This window comes from Streptomyces durocortorensis, assembly GCF_016901035.1.
In the GTDB taxonomy this organism is placed as follows: Bacteria; Actinomycetota; Actinomycetes; order Streptomycetales; family Streptomycetaceae; genus Streptomyces; species Streptomyces durocortorensis.
Genome location: NZ_JAFEUF010000157.1, coordinates 1 through 17,285 on the forward strand (window position 1 = coordinate 1; position 17,285 = coordinate 17,285).

A 17,285-nucleotide genomic window follows, 5' to 3' on the forward strand; every position below is an offset into this window, starting at 1 on the left:
CCCCCTTCCACCCCAGACCCCTGGCCGATGCCCGCCGGGCTGCCCGCGCTGATCGCCGAGCGGTCCGCCGCCGCCCTCGCGCTGCCGGATCCCGAGCCGCGGCCCACCACGCTCGCCCCGGCCGGGGACGAAACGGCTGGGGGCGATGCCGTTGCCCGGGAGGGTGGCCCCACCCGCCGCAGGGTCCTCACCGCCGGGGCGGCCGGAGCCGTCGTCCTCGCCGGCGGGTCCACCGCGGCCTGGATCGCCCTGCGGGGGAGCGACCGGCAGGCGGGCGGTCCCCCGGCGGGGTCCGGGGAGTTGCCCACGTACAGGATCGGGCTCCACGCCGACCTCGGCGGACCCGGCCGGGCCGCCGGAACGGCCCACCTGCGCGGCGCCCAGCTCGCCGTCGCCGATCACAACTCCCGTAAGGACAAGGCGTTCCGGCTCGCCCTTCGCACCCAGGACGAGGCGGGGGATCCGGCGGGAGCACTCCAGGTGGCCGGGCGGCTGGCGGCGGACTCCACGGTCGTCGCGGTCCTCGGGCCGACCGCGGACGTCCTGCGCGAGGAGGTCGTCCAGCGGTACAGCGCGGCGCGGCTCGCCACCGTCGTCGTCGCGGCGGGCTCCAGCACCGTCGAGACCGGCACCGGCCTCCACCTCTGCGTGACCCGCCCCCTGGACCGGATGCTCGCGCCCGGCCTCATCGGCTACCTCACCCGCACCAGCCCCGCGACCCGCATCCTCCTGGTCGAGGACGCGGCCGACACCGGACTCGGCGCGGAGATCGGGCGTACCTTCCGCAACGCCGCCCTCACCGGCGTCACTCTCCTCGAACACCCTCTCGCCCGGGGCGACGCGGGCTTCGGCGCGGTCGCCCGGAGGGCGATGACCGGCCGGGCGGACGCCGTGGTGCTCGGGGGCGGCGACGCGTCCCGGGCCGCCCGCCTTGCCACCGCACTCGCCGCCGAGGGCTTCACCGGCGCCCGGGTCGCCGCCGGACTCGCCCTCGGGGCCGCCTTCCTCGACGGGGCGGGCGGGGCCGCCGACGGCTGGGTCTTCGCCGAGGCCTACGCCGACCCCGTCGCCCTCCCGGCGGCCCGGGCCTTCACCGCCGCCCACCGTGAGCGCTTCGGCGCACCCCCGGCCACCTGGGCCGCCGAGGCGTACGACGCGGTCGGCCTGATCGCCCGCGCCGCCGCGGCCACCAGCGCCACGGGGGAGGTGCGCAGCGGTCTCGCCCAGCGGCTGGTGCGGACCGAGCACCCCGGGGTCGTGCGGACCCTCGCCTTCCACGCCTCGACCCGCCAGGTGCGGTACGAGAACGGGATCTTCCTCTACCGGATCGAGAAGGGCCGCCCCCGCCTGCTGGGACCGTACGACGAGCTGTAGCGCCTGTCCGAGGAAACGAAGGCCGGAGAACGGCAGCGGTCCGTGAAGCCACGGCCAGGTGTGAAGATCTCCTGCGGCGGCGCTTAAGAAATCCTCGATGGACCCGGGGCCCGCTGTACGGCAGCCTTCTCGGTGACGGCCGGGGACGGCGCGTGGAGCCTTTCGAGATGCTCCGTCCCGTCCCGCCGAACCCCCACCATGGTGGGGGACACCCAAGATCCACCCCGGGCCGCAGGGGTCCTCCGACATGCCCCGAGGCCCGGGGTGTCCCCTCGCCATCCACTCGCGTACCGACGTCAGGGAGCCACAGCCGTGAAGGCACTCGTCAAGCAGAAGGCCGAGCCCGGACTGTGGCTGATGGACGTGCCGGAGCCGGAGTACGGTCCCACCGACGTTCTGATCAAGGTCCTGCGCACCGGCATCTGCGGCACCGACCTGCACATCCGCGCCTATGACGGCTGGGCCCAGCAGGCGGTCACCACCCCGCTGGTCCTCGGCCACGAGTTCGTCGGCGAGGTCGCCGCGATCGGCTCCGACGTCGCCGACATCGCCACCGGCGACCTGGTCAGCGGCGAGGGCCACCTCGTCTGCGGCAAGTGCCGCAACTGTCTCGCCGGCCGCCGCCACCTCTGCCGCTCCACGATCGGCCTCGGGGTCGGCCGCGACGGGGCGTTCGCGGAGTACGTCGTCCTGCCCGCCTCCAACGTGTGGGTGCACCGGGTTCCCGTCGACCTCGACATCGCGGCGATCTTCGACCCGTTCGGCAACGCCGTGCACACCGCCCTCTCCTTCCCGCTGGTCGGCGAGGACGTCCTGATCACCGGCGCGGGCCCGATCGGCATCATGGCCGCCGCCGTCGCCAAGCACGCAGGCGCCCGCAACGTCGTCATCACCGACGTCAGCGAGGCCCGCCTCGCCCTCGCCCGCAAGGTCGGCGTCAGCCTCGCCCTGAACGTCGGCGAGAGCACCATCGCGGACGGGCAGCGCGAACTCGGCCTGCGCGAGGGCTTCGACATCGGCCTGGAGATGTCCGGCCGCCCCGAGGCGATGCGCGAGATGGTCGCGAACATGACGCACGGCGGCCGGATCGCCATGCTCGGCCTGCCCGCCGAGGATTTCGCCGTCGACTGGGCCCGCATCGTCACCTCGATGATCACCGTCAAGGGCATCTACGGCCGCGAGATGTTCGAGACCTGGTACGCCATGTCCGTCCTGCTGGAGGGCGGCCTCGACCTGGCCCCCGTGATCACCGGCCGGTACGGCTTCCGCGACTTCGAGGCCGCCTTCGACGACGCGGCGAGCGGTCTCGGCGGCAAGGTCATCCTCGACTGGACCGTCTGACCGCCTCCCACCTGGTCCGTTACCTGATCTCTTAAGGAATCCGCATGTTCGACTCCGTACGCGACGATCTGCGCACCACCCTCGACGAGATCCGCGCCGCCGGGCTGCACAAGCCCGAGCGCGTGATCGGCACCCCGCAGTCCGCGACCGTGTCCGTCACCTCCGGCGGGCGCCCCGGCGAGGTCCTCAACTTCTGCGCCAACAACTACCTCGGCCTCGCCGACCACCCCGAGGTCATCGCCGCCGCCCACGAGGCGCTGGACCGCTGGGGCTACGGGATGGCCTCCGTCCGCTTCATCTGCGGCACCCAGGAGGTCCACAAGGAGCTGGAGCAGCGGCTCTCGGCCTTCCTCGGCCAGGAGGACACGATCCTCTACTCCTCCTGCTTCGACGCCAACGGCGGAGTCTTCGAGACCCTGCTCGGCCCCGAGGACGCCGTCATCTCCGACGCCCTCAACCACGCCTCCATCATCGACGGCATCCGGCTCTCCAAGGCCAAGCGCCACCGCTACGCCAACCGCGACATGGCCGAACTGGAGACGCAGCTCAAGGAGGCGTCCGGCGCCCGCCGCCGTCTCATCGTCACCGACGGCGTCTTCTCCATGGACGGATACGTCGCCCCGCTCCAGGAGATCTGCGACCTGGCCGACCGCTACGACGCCATGGTCATGGTCGACGACTCGCACGCCGTCGGCTTCGTCGGCCCCGGCGGCCGCGGCACGCCCGAGCTGCACGGCGTGATGGACCGCGTCGACATCATCACCGGCACCCTCGGCAAGGCGCTCGGCGGAGCCTCCGGCGGTTACGTCGCGGCCCGCGCGGAGATCGTCGCCCTGCTGCGCCAGCGCTCGCGCCCGTACCTCTTCTCCAACACCCTCGCCCCGGTCATCGCCGCCGCCTCCCTCAAGGTCATCGACCTGCTGGAGTCCGCCGGGGACCTGCGCGAGCAGCTCGCCGCCAACACCGAGCTGTTCCGCACCCGGATGACCGCGGAGGGCTTCGACATCCTCCCCGGCGACCACGCCATCGCCCCCGTCATGATCGGCGACGCGGGCAAGGCGGGCCGGATGGCGGAACTGCTCCTGGAGCGCGGTGTGTACGTGATCGGCTTCTCGTACCCCGTCGTCCCGCAGGGCGCGGCCCGCATCCGTGTCCAGCTCTCGGCCGCCCACTCCACCGCTGATGTGAACCGTGCCGTGGACGCGTTCGTCGACGCCCGGACCGCGCTGGAGGCCGAGGCCGCCTGACCCGCTGACCGGGTCGGTGGTTCCGCCACCACCTGGGACAATGGGTCCATGATCGATGCGCGGCGGCTGCGAATCCTCCGTGCGGTGGCCGACCACCGCACGGTGACCGCGGCCGCCGCCGCGTTGTACCTGACCCCTTCCGCCGTCTCCCAGCAGCTCGCCGCCCTGGAGCAGGAGACCGGCCACCGCCTCGTCGAACGCGGGGCGCGCGGGGCCCGGCTCACCGCCGCCGGGGAGATCCTGCTCAGCCACACCAACCTGGTCCTGGCCCAGCTGGAGCGGGCCGAGGCGGAGCTGGCCGACTACAGCGCGGGCGTCGCCGGTACGGTCACGGTCGCCGCGTTCGCCACCGGCATCGGCCTGGTCCTCGCCCCCGCCCTCACCGAGCTGGCCCGCACCGCGCCCGGCATCCGGGTCAAGGTCCAGGACGCGGAGGGCGACGCGAGCGTGCCGATGGTGCTGGACCGGCAGGTGGATGTGGCGGTCGCCGTCGAATACCGGGGCGCGCCCGCCGAGGACGACCGCCGGCTCACCCGCGTCCCCCTGTACTCGGAGCCGTTCGACGCGGTGCTGCCGGTGGGACACCGCCTCACGGACCAGGCCCAGGTGGCGGTCGCCGACCTGGCGGAGGACCCGTGGATCGGACCGTACCCGGGCAACCCCTGCCACGACGTGGTGGTCCTGGCCTGCGAGTACGCCGGGTTCGCGCCGCGCCTGGACCACTCGTCGGACGACTTCCACGCGGTGGTCGCCCTGGCGGGCGCGGACGCCGGGGTGGCGCTGGTGCCCCGCTCGGCGCTGCGCGGGATGGCGCTGACGGGGGTGGTGGTCCGCCCGGTCGAGGGCAGCGCCCCCACCCGCCGCGTCTTCGCCGCCGTACGCCAGGGGGCCGAGGGCCATCCGCTGATCCGGCCGGTGCTGGACGCGATGGAGGCGGTGGCCGTAAGGGAAGCGGGCCTGGCCGCCCGGGCCTGAACCCGGGCCCCGCAGCCGCCCGAGCCTGACCCCGAGCCCCGTCCGCCGTACCTGATCCAGGACCGCAGCCCGTTCGCTCAGGCGGTCCGCGGGGCCGAGCGGCGGAACCTGCGCCACCGCTGCCCCGGCGAACCCGCTCCGGGCGCCCCCGGGTCGTAGGCGATCTGCCAGCAGACCAGCGCCACCAGGATCCAGATCGTCGCCCAGGCCGGCAGCGCCGACCCGAGCAGGGCCAGTGCCACGGACATCGCCACGCAGGGCAGCGCCCAGCCCAGGAGCCAGACCCGGTCGGACCGGTCCGCGAGCGGCAGCGCCGCGACGAGCCCGGCCGCGAAGTACCCGGCCATCGCCCCGCACAGCAGCTGGTGCTGCCCCTTCGGCAGGACGTCGTCGACATGCGCGACGGCCGAGCCCAGCGCGGTCGCCAGCGCGACCAGGAAGCCGGTCATCACCGCGTGCAGCAGCATCGCCAGCCTCGGCGCGAGCACACCCTTGCGCAGGTGGGGGATGCCGTTGGTGCCGTACAGCAGGCTCAGCGTGCAGATCGCGGCCAGCAGACCGAACGCCCCGAGGCCGGTGGCGGCGAGCGGCCCGTCCCAGCTGTCGTGCTCGGACGCGGCGTCGATGATCTGGATGACGCCCTCGCCCAGCACGATGATCACGTACAGCCCGAGCCGTTCGCCCATGTGCGCGGCGTCGATCCGTGACTCGCCGAGCCGGGGCGGTTCGGCGACCGGGCCGTGCGCGGGGCCCGGCGGCGGACGGCCGTCGCGGCGGCGCGCGGCCCGTTCGCCCGCCCGCCGCAGGGTGCGGTCGCGCGTGGAGACCAGCAGGGTGACGATGTCCAGCGCGATGCCGAGCGCCCAGAGCCAGTAGCGCAGCGGCGTGTCCACGAACAGCGAGACGAGCCAGGGCACCGCGCCCGCGCCGAACTGGGCCAGCGGCCAGTCCACCACGATGCTGCCCCGCCGCCAGACCTGGCCCGCCTGCCGGCGCAGCGCGACGTAGGCGACGACGAAGGCGATCGAGTGGCTGGTCTGGACCGTGTGCACGGAGGCGGCCATCACGGCCATGCCGAACATCGCGATCAGCAGCGTACGGACCCGGGTCTCGGAGGCCGCGATGTCCCCGTAGACGGCGAACCCGGCCCAGGTGGTCCAGAAGGCCAGGTAGACCACCGTGTACAGGGCGAGGTCCGCCGGCTGGGGGCCGTCGTGCAGCAGACGGGCCAGCTGACCCGCCCCGGCGACGACGACGAGGTCGAAGAACAGCTCGTTCCAGCCGGCGTGCCGCTCGGCGGGCGCGGTGCTCCCCGCGGACTCCTTGGCCTCCTCCATGGACCCATCGTCATCGGAGGGTGTCCGCGCGCGCCTCGGCTGTGGGCCGAATGCCGATGCCCTGGTCCGCGGGCCGGGGGTCGGCCGACTCCGTCGGGCGCTTCGCCCGCCCCGCACCCCTCAGCCGGGCGATGGAGAAGACGCCGGCCGCGGCCATGACGACGGCCGCGCCGACCGCCGCGAAGTTCATCCCGTGCGTGAAGGCGTCGCGTGCGGCCGCCAGTACGGCGTCGGCGGTCCGGTCGGGCAGCCGGGCCGCCACGGCCGTCGCCGCGTCGGGAAGGGAGCTGGGCTCGGCTCCTCAGCGCGGACTCACCCGGGACCGCGTCATCCGCGCGGCCATCGCTCTCGTCGACTCCGAAGGGCTCGCCGCGCTCTCCATGCGCCGGGTCGCCACCGATTTCGGCGTCTCCACCATGGCGCTCTACCGCCACGTCCCGAGCAAGGGCGAGCTGGTACGTCTGATGTCGGAGGCGGTGTTCGACGGAGAACCGCCGGGGCCCCGGCCCTCCGGCTGGCGCGCGCAACTGGAGCGGGAGGCGCGGTGGCTGTGGACCCGGTACCAGCGCCATCCCTGGCTGGCACGGGCCATGGCGGCCCTCACCCGGCCGATGGCGTCACCCCACGCGATGCGGTACACCGAGCGGGTCCTCAGTGCCCTGAGGGGCCTGGGGCTGACGCCGAACCAGATCATCCACGTCCACCTCGCCCTTCTCGGGTACGCCCAGGGCGTCGCGGCGGCCGTCGAGCTGGAGGTGCAGGCGCGGCAGGACACCGGCATGACGCCCGAGGAGTGGATGGCCTCCGACGAACTGCGGCTGGAACAGATCCAGACCGCCGGGTCCTATCCGACGCTGTCCACGCTCTTCGGTGAGGAGGAGTTCGACCTCGAACTCGACACGCTCTTCGAGTTCGGGCTCGCAAGGCTGCTGGACGGAGTCGCCTCGCTCATCGATCGGTCCGGAAGCCGATGACGGTCGTGGCGGGGTCAGCCGGCGGGCTGGAGCAGGTCCCAGCGGTTGCCGTACAGGTCCTCGAAGACCGCGACCGAGCCGTACGTCTCGTGGCGCGGCTCCTCCAGGAAGCGCACCCCGGCCGCGCGCATCCGGGCGTGGTCGGCCGCGAAGTCCTCGGTGTGCAGGAAGAAGCCGACCCGGCCGCCCGTCTGCGCCCCCACCGCCGCGCCCTGCGCCTCGTCCTTCGCGCGGGCCAGCAGCAGCCCCGTACCGTCCACCGCCCCGCGCGGGCGCACCACCACCCAGCGGGTGCCGTCGCCCCGGTCGGTGTCCTCCACCAGCTCGAAGCCGAGCGCGTCGCGGTAGAAGGCGAGCGCCTCGTCGTAGTCGCGGACGACCAGGGTGACCAGGGCGATGTGGGACATGGCGGGCCTTTCGGGGGTTCTGCGAGGGCGGAGGTTCTGTGGCGACAGGGTTATACGTAACACTAGCGCTTCGGTCCCGGGCCGCCGGGCACAATGCGCCGCATGGACATCGTGGACGCTACGAGCACCGGCGGCAGGGCCGCGCTGAACGACCGGGCCCGCGCGCTCGCGGACGCCGGAGGGCGGCGCATCCTCGGGATCGCGGGCCCGCCCGGAGCCGGGAAGTCCACTCTGGCCGAACGGCTGGTCGCGGCCCTGGACCCACGCGCCGCCCTCGTCCCGATGGACGGCTTCCACCTCGCCGCCGCCGAGCTGGAACGCCTCGGCCGCGCCGACCGCAAGGGCGCGCCCGACACCTTCGACGCGGCCGGGTACGCGGCCCTCTTGCGGCGGCTGCGCGATCCGGACCCGGTGCACGCGGTCTACGCCCCGGCCTTCGACCGGTCGCTGGAGGAGCCGGTCGCGGGGTCGCTGCCCGTACCGCCGGAGGTCCCGCTCGTCGTCACCGAGGGCAACTACCTGCTGCTCGGCGACGGGCCCTGGGCCTCGGTGCGCGCGTTGCTGGACGAGGTGTGGTTCCTGGACCTCGACCCGGAGGTCCGGGTCCGCCGGCTGGTCGAGCGCCATGTGCGCCACGGGAGGCCCCGGCCCGCCGCGGAGGAGTGGGTGACCCGGTCCGACGAGGCGAACGCCCGGCTGGTGCAGGGGGGCCGGGACCGGGCGGACCTGATCGTGCGACTGCCGGACGGGCGGGCGGCGGGGGCGTGAGCCGGGCAGCGACGGGCGGCTGACGGCTGATGGCTGAAGCCCCGGCGATCTGACACGCGGTCGGAAGCCGGTCGCGTCCACCCCTCCGGGCGGGCAGGATGCTGTGTGCCGTGTCGCACCGCCAGGAGGACCTGATGACCAGCCCGAGCCCGTTCGTCCAGCCGTCCGCTCCGCCCTCGCCCTTCACCGTCGACGACTACCGGGCCCGGATGGCGCGGGCCGCCGAGTCCGCCGCCGAGGCCGGGCTCGCCGGGGTGATCGTCGCGCCGGGGCCCGACCTCGTCCACCTCACCGGCTACCGCCCCGTGAGCACGGAGCGCCTCACCCTCCTCGTGCTGCGGGCCGGCCACGATCCCGTGCTGGTGGTCCCGACCCTGGAGGCCCCCGACGCGGCCGCTGCCACCGGGGCGCCCGCCCTGACCCTGCGGGACTGGACCGACGGCAAGGACCCGTACGCGGTGACCGCACCGCTGCTGGACGCCCAGGGTCGCTTCGCCGTCAGCGACAACGCCTGGGCGATGCATCTGCTCGGTCTCCAGCGGGAGTTGCCCGGCACCTCCTACACCGCGCTCACCGAAGCGCTCCCGATGCTCCGCGCGGTGAAGGACGCCGCCGAGCTGGAACGGCTCACCGCCGCGGGGGCCGCCGCCGACGCCACGTACGAGGAAATCCTCAAGGTGCGCTTCTCCGGCCGCCGGGAGGTCGACCTGGCCACCGATCTGGCCGCGCTGCTACGGGAGTTCGGGCACTCCCAGGTGGACTTCACCGTCGTCGGATCCGGCCCCAACGGGGCCAACCCGCACCACGAGGCGGGTGAACGCACCATCGAGCGCGGCGACATGGTCGTCCTCGACTTCGGCGGCCTGAAGCACGGTTACGGCTCCGACACCTCCCGTACGGTCCATGTCGGGGAGCCCACCGCCGAGGAGCAGCGGGTCCACGACATCGTCCGCGAGGCCCAGCGGGCGGGCTGCGCCGCCGTCCGGCCGGGCGTCGCCTGCCAGGAGATCGACCGGGCCGCCCGCGCGGTGATCACCGAGTTCGGCTACGGCGACCGGTTCATCCACCGCACCGGCCACGGCATCGGCGTCACCACCCATGAGCCGCCCTACATGATCGAGGGCGAGGAGCAGCCGCTCGTGCCCGGCATGTGCTTCTCCGTGGAGCCGGGCATCTACATCCCGGGCCGCTTCGGCGTCCGGATCGAGGACATCGTGGCGGTGACCGAGGACGGCGGGCGGCGGCTCAACACCACCGCCCGCGAACTGGCCGTCGTGGAGTAGGCCCGCCTGCAGGGAAGTTCAGGGGGTGTTCAAGGGCGTCAGTCGTCCGCGAGCACCACGCACGACTCCGGCGGCAGGTGCAGCACCCCGTCCGGCCCCGGCGCCTCGACCGGCTCCCAGGCCGCCAGAACCCTGCCGCCGGAGCGGCGGTGGCGTCCGAGGCCGAGCGGGATCGCCGCCGGCTTGTCCGCCAGGTTCACCACGACCCGCAGATCCCCCCTGCGGTACGCGAACCACCGCGCGTCCTCGTCGAACGCGGTCTTCACCGCCGCCAGATCGGGATCGTGCAGATCGGGCAACGTGCGCCGCAGGGCGATCAGTTCGCGGTACCAGGCGAGCAGCCGTGCGTGCGGTTCGCGCTCCGGCTCGGCCCAGTCGAGGCAGGAGCGGTCCCGGGTCGCCGGGTCCTGCGGGTCGGGGATCTCCTCCTCGGCCCAGCCGTGCTCCCCGAACTCCCGCCGCCTGCCGTTGCGTACGGCCTCCGCCAACTCCGGGTCCGTGTGGTCGGTGAAGAACTGCCACGGGGTGCGCGCCCCCCACTCCTCGCCCATGAACAGCATCGGGGTGAACGGACCCGTCAGCACCAGGGCCGCCGCGCACGCCTGGAGGCCGGGGGAGAGGGAGGCGGCCAGCCGGTCGCCCAGCGCCCGGTTGCCGATCTGGTCGTGCGTCTGCGCGTACCCGACGAAGCGGTGCGCCGGGCTGCGCGTCACGTCGACCGGACGGCCGTGGCTCCGGCCCCGGAAGCTGGACCAGGTCCCGTTGTGGAAGAAGGCCGACGTCACCGTCTTGGCGAGGGCGGCCAGCGGAGCCCGGGCGAAGTCGGCGTAGTAGCCCTGCGACTCACCGGTGAGCGCGGTGTGCAGGGCGTGGTGGAAGTCGTCGTTCCACTGGGCGTGCAGCCCGAGGCCGCCCGCCGTGCGCGGGGTCGTGGTACGCGGGTCGCAGAGGTCGGACTCGGCGATCAGCCCGAGCGGCCGCCCCAGCTCCACCGCCAGCGCGTCCACCGCCGCCGACAGCTCCTCCAGGAACGTCAGCGCCCGGGTGTCGGCCAGTGCGTGCACCGCGTCCAGGCGCAGCCCGTCCAGCCGGTAGTCGCGCAGCCAGGCCAGCGCGCTGCCCAGCAGGAACGCCCGCACCTCGTCCGAGCCCGGCGCGTCCAGATTGACCGCCGCGCCCCACGGGGTGTGGTGGGTGTCGGTGAAGTACGGGCCGAAGGCGGGCAGGTAGTTGCCGGACGGGCCCAGGTGGTTGTGGACGACGTCCAGGACCACCCCGAGGCCCAGCTCGTGCGCCGTGTCGACAAAGCGCTTCAGCCCCTCCGGCCCGCCGTACGGCTCGTGCACCGCCCACAGCGAGACGCCCTCGTACCCCCAGCCGTTGACCCCCGGGAACGGGCACACCGGCATCAGCGACACATGGGTGACCCCCAGCTCCGCCAGATGGCCCAGCCGGGCCGCCGCCGCGTCGAACGTGCCCTCCGGGGTGTACGTCCCCACGTGCAGCTCGTAGAGCACGGCCCGGTTCAGCCGCCGCCCCGCCCACTCGTTGTGCCAGGCGTACGCCTCCTGGTCGACGACCGCGCTCGGCCCGTCGGGCCCGTCCGGCTGACGCCGCGAGCGCGGGTCCGGCAGCAGCGGCCCGTCGTCCACCCGGAAGCCGTACCGGTCCCCGTCCCCGGCCTCCGCCTCGGCCGTCCACCACCCCTCGCGCTCCGCGTCGCGCTCCATCGGGGACCGGACGTCCGCCGCCTCCAGCACGACCGAGTCCGCCTCGGGGGCCCACACCTCGAACTGCATCCACCACTCCTCGTCCCTGGGCGGGGCGCGCGGCCGCCCGGGGGCCGGGCTCCGCGATCCACGCGACGGACTCTGTTGCCGTCCGCCACCGGCGATTAAGGTCTGGTCCTGATCATTGCCCGGCGAGGCGCCCGCTCATACGGATTCCCACGTACGGCTGCTGGAGGCCGCGATGACCCTGCCGATCTTCCCGCCCGGCTTCCTCTGGGGAGCCTCCGCCTCCGCCTTCCAGACCGAGGGGGCGGTGGACGCGGACGGCAAGGGCCCCTCCGGCTGGGACGCCTTCGCCGCGCTCCCCGGCCGGATCAAGGACGGCACCGACACCACCCGGGGCACCGGCTTCCACGCCCGCTACCGCGAGGACGTCGCCCTGCTGGCCGGGCTCGGCGCCGACGCCTTCCGGTTCTCCGTGAGCTGGCCCCGCGTGGTGCCCGGCGGCAGCGGAGCCGTAAACGCCGACGGGCTCGACTTCTACGACCGGCTCGTCGACGAGCTCTGCGCCCACGGCATCACCCCCGCGCCGACCCTCTACCACTGGGACACCCCGCTCCCACTGGAGGAGGCGGGCGGCTGGCTCGACCGCGACACCGCCCACCGCTTCGCCGAGTACGCGGGCATCGTCGCCGAACGCCTCGCCGACCGCGTCCCCATGTGGATCACGATCAACGAACCCGCCGAGGTCACGCTGCTCGGCTACGCGCTCGGCGAGCACGCCCCCGGCCGCACCCTGCTCTTCGACGACCTGCCCGCCGCCCACCACCAGCTCCTCGCCCACGGCCTCGCCGTCCGCGCCCTGCGCGCGGCGGGTGCGGACAACATCGGCGCCGCCTTCTCGCACGCCCCGGTCTGGACGGCCGGGGACAGCGACGAGGACCGCTTCGGGGCGGAGCTGTACGACACCCTCACCAACTGGCTCTTCGCCGACCCCGTCCTCACCGGCCGCTACCCGGACGAGAACCTCGCCGCCCTGATGCCCGGCCCGGTCGCCGACGACCTGAAGGTCATCTCCACCCCGCTCGACTGGTACGGCGTCAACTACTACAACCCGACCCTCGTCGGCGCACCCCGCCCCGAAGCCCTGGAGACCTTCTCCGGCTTCACCATGCCCGCCGAACTCCCCTTCGGAATACGGGAGATCGAGGGGTACGAGAAGACCGGCTTCGGTTGGCCCGTCGTCCCCGAAGGCCTCACCGAGATCGTCACCGCCCTGCACACCCGCTACGGCGACCGCCTCCCGCCGCTCTACATCACGGAGAACGGCTGCGCCCTGGAGGAACCCCACGCCGACGACCGCCGCATCGCCTACCTGGAGAGCCACCTCACCGCCCTGCGCGCGGCGATGGACGCAGGGGCGGACGTACGCGGCTACTTCACCTGGTCGCTCACCGACAACGTGGAGTGGACGGAGGGGGCCTCGCAGCGGTTCGGCCTGGTCCACATCGACTACGAGACGCTGACCCGTACGCCCAAACAGTCCTACGCCTGGTACCGCGACCTGATCCGCGCCCAGAAGACGCGGACGCGGCAGGACCAGCAGGACCGCAACCGGAATCCGGCGGTCGAAAGGGCTTACGCGACGCCGCCCGAGTGATCAATACTTCCCGCCATGGTCGCTTCATGGTGGTCCCGGGCCCGGCTGGGGATCTTCGTTCACTGGACACCCGCCTCCGTCCCCGGCTGGGCCCCGCCCCACGTCCCCGCCGCCGAACTCCCGGCGGCGGGCCGGCGTGCGCCGCCGGGCTGGACCTCGTACGCGGAGTGGTACGAGAACGGGCTCCGCTTCCCCGGCTCCCCGGTCGCCGCCCACCACCGCGCCACCTACGGGAAGCGCCCCTACACGGACTTCGGCCACGACTTCGAGGACGGGCTCGCCACCTGGGATCCGGCCGCCTGGGCCCGCTCCTTCCGGGAGGCGGGGGCCGGTTACGCGGTCCTGGTCACCAAGCACCACGACGGGTTCTGCCTCTGGCCCTCCGAGACGCAGAACCCGCACCGCACGGGCTGGCACACCACCCGGGACGTGGTCGGCGAGTTCGCCGAAGCCGTACGGGCCGAGGGCCTGCGCTTCGGCGTCTACTACTCCGGCGGACTCGACTGGACCTTCGACGACCGGCCCATCGGCACCGCCGCCGACATGTTCTCCGCCGTCCCGCGCGGGACGTACCCCGCCTACGCCGACGCGCAGCTGCGGGAGCTGATCCGCCGCTACCGCCCCGACATCCTCTGGAACGACATCGCCTGGCCCGCCGCCGCCGACGAGATCCGCTCCCTGGTCGACTTCTACCGCTTCACCGTCCCGCACGGCGTCGTCAACGACCGGCTGCTCCCCTACGCACCGCACTGGCGGGGCCTGACCCTGCCGGGCGCGAAGGCCCTCTACAACTGGTGGGACCGCCGGACGGTGGCGCAGGGCGAGGGCTTCGTCCCGCGCACACCGCCTGTCTTCGACTTCCGTACGCCGGAGTACGCCCGCTACGAGGGCTCCGACCCGTACGAGATCACCCGGGGCGTCGACCACAGCTTCGGCTACAACCGCAACTCCGGCCCGGACGCCTTCATCGACCGCGCGACGCTGACCTCACTGGTCCGCGACACGGCCGCCGACGGCGGGAACATGCTGCTCAACGTGGGGCCGCGCGGCGAGGACGCGACGATCCCCGCCGAGCAGCTGCTCCGCCTGGAGTGGCTGGCCGAGGAGGCCGGGGCCCTCACGCCAGATGGATCCACTCCTGGGTGACGGGGTACCCGGCGCGGGCGAACGCGGCGGCCATCGGCGCGTTCCCCTGGTCCGTCGCTCCCGCGACGAACTCGGCGCCCTGCTCGACCAGGAAGCGCGTGCACTCCACCAGCAGGTCGTAGCCGTACCCGTTCCCGCGCGCCTCGGGTACGACCCCGATGAAACCGACGCAGGGCCCCGACGGGTTGTGCGCGGGCACCTGGATGCCAGCCACCTCCCCGTCCGGGGTGTACGCGAGCCGCCACCACTCCCTCGGCGAGGGGCACCAGTGGAAGAAGTCCAACTCCTCCTGGGCCGCCGCCTCCAGACCTCCGGGGCCCTCGATGGCCTTGCGGGCGTGGGCGTCCAGCGTGGCCGAGTGGACCCGGCGCAGTACGTCGAGGATGACCGCGTCGTCCGGCTCCGGGCGGTAGGTGAGCCGGCCCGTCCGCTCGGGGAGCGGGCAGCCGGGGGTCCAGCGGTAGCGGTAGCGCTCGACCAGCGGCTTCATCCCGGCCGCGGTCGCGGCGGCGACCCGCTCCTCGACGGCGGCCCGCACCGCCGGGTCGTCCCGCCATCCGGCGGGCGCGATCAGCTCGTACTCCTTGTCGAACGGGGCGCGGCGCAGGAGTTCGGCGCCCGCCTCCGCCTCCCCGTCCGCGAAGTCGAACCAGTTGAGGACGACGGGCTCGGTGTCGTCGGGCCCTGACCACCAGGCGGCCCTGGCGATCACGGTGTCCCCGCGCAGGGCGACCCACGACCACTCGGGGCGGTACTCGCCGCCGTCGGCCGTCGAGGTGTAGCGGTGGCCGAAGGCGGCCCGGCCGACATGGGGGCTGTCCTGGAACGTGGTGAAGAGTGCGGCGTCGCTCGGCGTGAGCGCGCGGATGACCAGCTCGGTCATGAAGGTGTCCTCCGGGACGGAATGCCGCGCTCCCGGTCAGACGAGGTCCGACACCGCCCGGCGGACGGGACGGGAGCGCGAAAGTGATGTGCTGCGGATGGTGGTGCGGCTGTTCCCGCGCATTGCTCTCGCCTCCTTCCACGACGGGCGTCGGATGTCGAAGCAGACCGTAGCCAACGCCGACGCCCGCCGTCCACCGAATATCGGGGAAGCCGTTTCGGACCAGCCCCAGCGCTGGTCCTAGCCCTCGGCCTGACCCTTCTCCGCGTCCCACGTCATGTTGAACGCCCGCTCGAAGTTGACGTACCCGAGCCGCTCGAAGGACCTGGCCATCGGTACGTTGCCGAGGTCGGTCGCCGCCCGGATCCGCTCCACGCCCTCGGCCGCCAGCACCCGGGTGCCCTCGGCGAGGAGATCGTCGATGTACCCCTGGCCGCGCCGGGCGGGCAGCACCCCGATGTACGCGATGATCGGGTGGTAGTTGTTGCGCGCCGGGATCACGAAGCCGACCGGTTCGCCGGTGGGCAGTTCGGCGATCCGCCACCAGGCCATCGGGGACGCGTACCCCGCCAGCTCCTCGTCGTAGTGCTTCTCGGCCGCCGCGCGGGCGTCGAGCCCGGACGCCAGGTCCTCCTGCCCGTGGGCGTCGAGAGTGCCCTCCATGACCGGCGACATCAGCGCGAGGAGATCCTCCCGGCCGGTGACCGGCCGGAACACCAGCCGGCCGGAGTCCCCGGGCACCGGCGTACCGGCCCGCCACTCCAGCCGCAGCCGCTCCACCAGCATCCGCGCCCCGGTCGCCTCCGCCGCGATCCGGGCCCCGACGGCCTCCCGGGCCACCGGGTCCTCGCGCCAGTCCGGCGGTACGAACCGCCCGTACTCCGGCCGCTGCGCACCGGCCGGAACCACGGCCTCGGTCGCCGTCTCCAGCAGCCGCACGCCGATCGCGACCCGCTCCGGCGCGGGCAGTGTGTCGTCCAGGTCGAAGAAGTCCAGCGCCAGCGGCTCGCCGCCCGGCGCGTTCGTCCACCAGGCGGCCCTGGCGACGACCCGCTCGCCGTCCAGGGCGACCCACATCCACTCCGGGAGCCGGAGTCCGGTGGCGAGGTCGTCGGCCAGCTCATGGTCGAGAACGTACGAAAGGCGGCGGAACAGGTCGAGTTCGCCGGGTCCGGACAGCGGACGGATCGTCAGACGGGATGGCGCAGGGGGCACACGGTCTCCTCGTGATGGGTGAGCGGCAGACCCTAGCAAGGGGGTCCGGCGCCGTCGCGTGAGATAGCGGCGCAGGTCAGCGCGGGAGGAAACACGGCCTCGCTGGACACTCCGGGCCCCCCGGCCCGACAATCGTCCACGTGACGTCCTCCTTCGAGTTCCCCCCGAGTCCCGCGCGGCTGTCGGACGCCCAGCGCGACCGGGTCCTCGGTGTGCTCAGAGACGGTGCCGCGCAGGGCAAGCTGTCGCACGACACGTTCATGCGGCGCATGGAACTCGCCCTCGTCGCCCGGCGGCCCGAGGAGCTGGCGGCGCTCACCTCCGACCTGGACGACGGCGGCCGCTGGTCCCAGGGCCTGGTCCGCGCGGTGGGCGGGATCTCCGCCTTTCCCGGGCGGCTGCGCCGCGCCTGGCAGACCGAGCGGCTCCCCAAGCTGCTGCTGCCCGCCCCCGGTCCGTATCCGCTGCTCATCGGCCGCGACCCGGCCAACGGGCTGCGCCTCAACCACGAGACGGTCTCCCGGCTGCACGCCGAACTCCACGCGCTGAACGGCCGCTGGCTGCTGCGCGACCTCGGCTCCACCAACGGCACCTGCGTCAACGGCCAGCGGCTCGTCGGCTCCATCCCGGTGCGGGACGGCGACCAGGTGAGCTTCGGCCGGATGAGCTTCCGGCTCACCGCCCCGGACCGTCCTCCGGCGCAGACGCCCCGGCCGCAGGACCGGCTGCCCGAACTGCCCCCGCACGCGCCCCGACCGTCCGCCGCCGCCGCGCCGGCCCAGCTTCCGCCGCACGCTCCTGAGGCTCCGTCGAACGGGCCCGAACGATCGCAGCAGGGGCCCGAGCGGCCACAGCAGCGGCCCGAGCATCCGCAGGACGGGTCCGAACGACCGCCGCAGGGCTCCCCGCAGCAGGGCTCCGGCCGGCCGCCGCACGGCCCCGCCC

At 73.7% G+C, this 17,285-nt stretch carries 14 protein-coding genes and 1 pseudogene; 10 read left to right on the forward strand and 5 right to left on the reverse strand.

From position 1 onward, the window contains the following. The 4 genes from JS521_RS24720 to JS521_RS24735 all read left to right on the forward strand — a co-directional run. Nucleotides 1-1,374, forward strand: a 1,374-nt coding sequence (locus JS521_RS24720) for an ABC transporter substrate-binding protein (RefSeq protein WP_205085143.1), incomplete at its 5' end; no start/stop codon positions are given. A gap of 312 nt (nucleotides 1,375-1,686) precedes the next feature. Then, a complete protein-coding gene (tdh, locus tag JS521_RS24725) occupies nucleotides 1,687-2,715 on the forward strand; it encodes an L-threonine 3-dehydrogenase (protein ID WP_205085144.1) in 1,029 nt (342 codons plus the stop codon). A gap of 44 nt (nucleotides 2,716-2,759) precedes the next feature. Then, on the forward strand, nucleotides 2,760-3,962 hold the full coding sequence (locus JS521_RS24730; protein WP_205085145.1) for a glycine C-acetyltransferase: 1,203 nt from the start codon (nucleotides 2,760-2,762) through the stop codon (nucleotides 3,960-3,962). A 48-nt stretch (nucleotides 3,963-4,010) separates the two neighbouring features. Beyond that, complete coding sequence (locus tag JS521_RS24735) at nucleotides 4,011-4,937, forward strand: LysR family transcriptional regulator (protein WP_205085146.1); 927 nt, start codon at nucleotides 4,011-4,013, stop codon at nucleotides 4,935-4,937. 77 nt (nucleotides 4,938-5,014) lie between these two features. On the opposite strand, the gene JS521_RS24740 is transcribed toward JS521_RS24735, so the two are convergent. Further along, nucleotides 5,015-6,274: a low temperature requirement protein A gene (locus tag JS521_RS24740; RefSeq protein WP_205085147.1), complete on the reverse strand. Its 1,260-nt coding sequence runs from the start codon at nucleotides 6,272-6,274 to the stop codon at nucleotides 5,015-5,017. A gap of 56 nt (nucleotides 6,275-6,330) precedes the next feature. Between JS521_RS24740 and JS521_RS24745 the strand changes: the two genes are divergently transcribed. Beyond that, nucleotides 6,331-7,248 carry a TetR/AcrR family transcriptional regulator gene (locus JS521_RS24745; protein WP_239487783.1) on the forward strand — a complete coding sequence of 306 codons (918 nt, stop codon included), beginning with the start codon at nucleotides 6,331-6,333 and terminating at the stop codon, nucleotides 7,246-7,248. 14 nt (nucleotides 7,249-7,262) lie between these two features. On the opposite strand, the gene JS521_RS24750 is transcribed toward JS521_RS24745, so the two are convergent. Continuing rightward, nucleotides 7,263-7,655 (reverse strand): VOC family protein, encoded by a 393-nt coding sequence (locus JS521_RS24750; RefSeq protein WP_205085148.1) that lies wholly within the window; start codon nucleotides 7,653-7,655, stop codon nucleotides 7,263-7,265. A gap of 102 nt (nucleotides 7,656-7,757) precedes the next feature. On the opposite strand from JS521_RS24750, the gene JS521_RS24755 reads away from it, so the two are divergent. Together JS521_RS24755 and JS521_RS24760 are read left to right on the forward strand one after the other, a co-directional pair. After that, nucleotides 7,758-8,423 (forward strand): nucleoside/nucleotide kinase family protein, encoded by a 666-nt coding sequence (locus JS521_RS24755; RefSeq protein WP_205085149.1) that lies wholly within the window; start codon nucleotides 7,758-7,760, stop codon nucleotides 8,421-8,423. Nucleotides 8,424-8,557: 134 nt separating this feature from the next. Further along, nucleotides 8,558-9,706 (forward strand): aminopeptidase P family protein, encoded by a 1,149-nt coding sequence (locus tag JS521_RS24760; protein ID WP_205085150.1) that lies wholly within the window; start codon nucleotides 8,558-8,560, stop codon nucleotides 9,704-9,706. Between the two features lie 38 nt (nucleotides 9,707-9,744). Here JS521_RS24760 and treZ read toward each other — a convergent pair whose 3' ends face one another. Beyond that, nucleotides 9,745-11,505, reverse strand: a complete 1,761-nt coding sequence (gene treZ / locus JS521_RS24765; RefSeq protein ID WP_205085151.1) for a malto-oligosyltrehalose trehalohydrolase — start codon at nucleotides 11,503-11,505, stop codon at nucleotides 9,745-9,747. Between the two features lie 172 nt (nucleotides 11,506-11,677). Here treZ and JS521_RS24770 point away from each other — a divergent pair, with 172 nt between their 5' ends. Further along, nucleotides 11,678-13,096, forward strand: a complete 1,419-nt coding sequence (locus tag JS521_RS24770; RefSeq protein WP_205085152.1) for a GH1 family beta-glucosidase — start codon at nucleotides 11,678-11,680, stop codon at nucleotides 13,094-13,096. A gap of 15 nt (nucleotides 13,097-13,111) precedes the next feature. Continuing rightward, nucleotides 13,112-14,242 (forward strand): alpha-L-fucosidase, encoded by a 1,131-nt coding sequence (locus tag JS521_RS24775; RefSeq protein WP_205085153.1) that lies wholly within the window; start codon nucleotides 13,112-13,114, stop codon nucleotides 14,240-14,242. Here JS521_RS24775 and JS521_RS24780 read toward each other — a convergent pair. After that, nucleotides 14,214-15,125 carry a GNAT family N-acetyltransferase gene (locus tag JS521_RS24780; RefSeq protein ID WP_205085154.1) on the reverse strand — a complete coding sequence of 304 codons (912 nt, stop codon included), beginning with the start codon at nucleotides 15,123-15,125 and terminating at the stop codon, nucleotides 14,214-14,216. The two genes, JS521_RS24775 and JS521_RS24780, sit on opposite strands and share 29 nt — an antisense overlap. 240 nt (nucleotides 15,126-15,365) lie before the next feature. Further along, nucleotides 15,366-16,340 carry a GNAT family N-acetyltransferase gene (locus JS521_RS24785; RefSeq protein WP_205085155.1) on the reverse strand — a complete coding sequence of 325 codons (975 nt, stop codon included), beginning with the start codon at nucleotides 16,338-16,340 and terminating at the stop codon, nucleotides 15,366-15,368. 140 nt (nucleotides 16,341-16,480) lie between these two features. Between JS521_RS24785 and JS521_RS24790 the strand changes: the two are divergent. Then, nucleotides 16,481-17,041, forward strand: a pseudogene (locus JS521_RS24790) (FHA domain-containing protein); the annotation flags it as partial. Nucleotides 17,042-17,285: the final 244 nt, after the last annotated feature.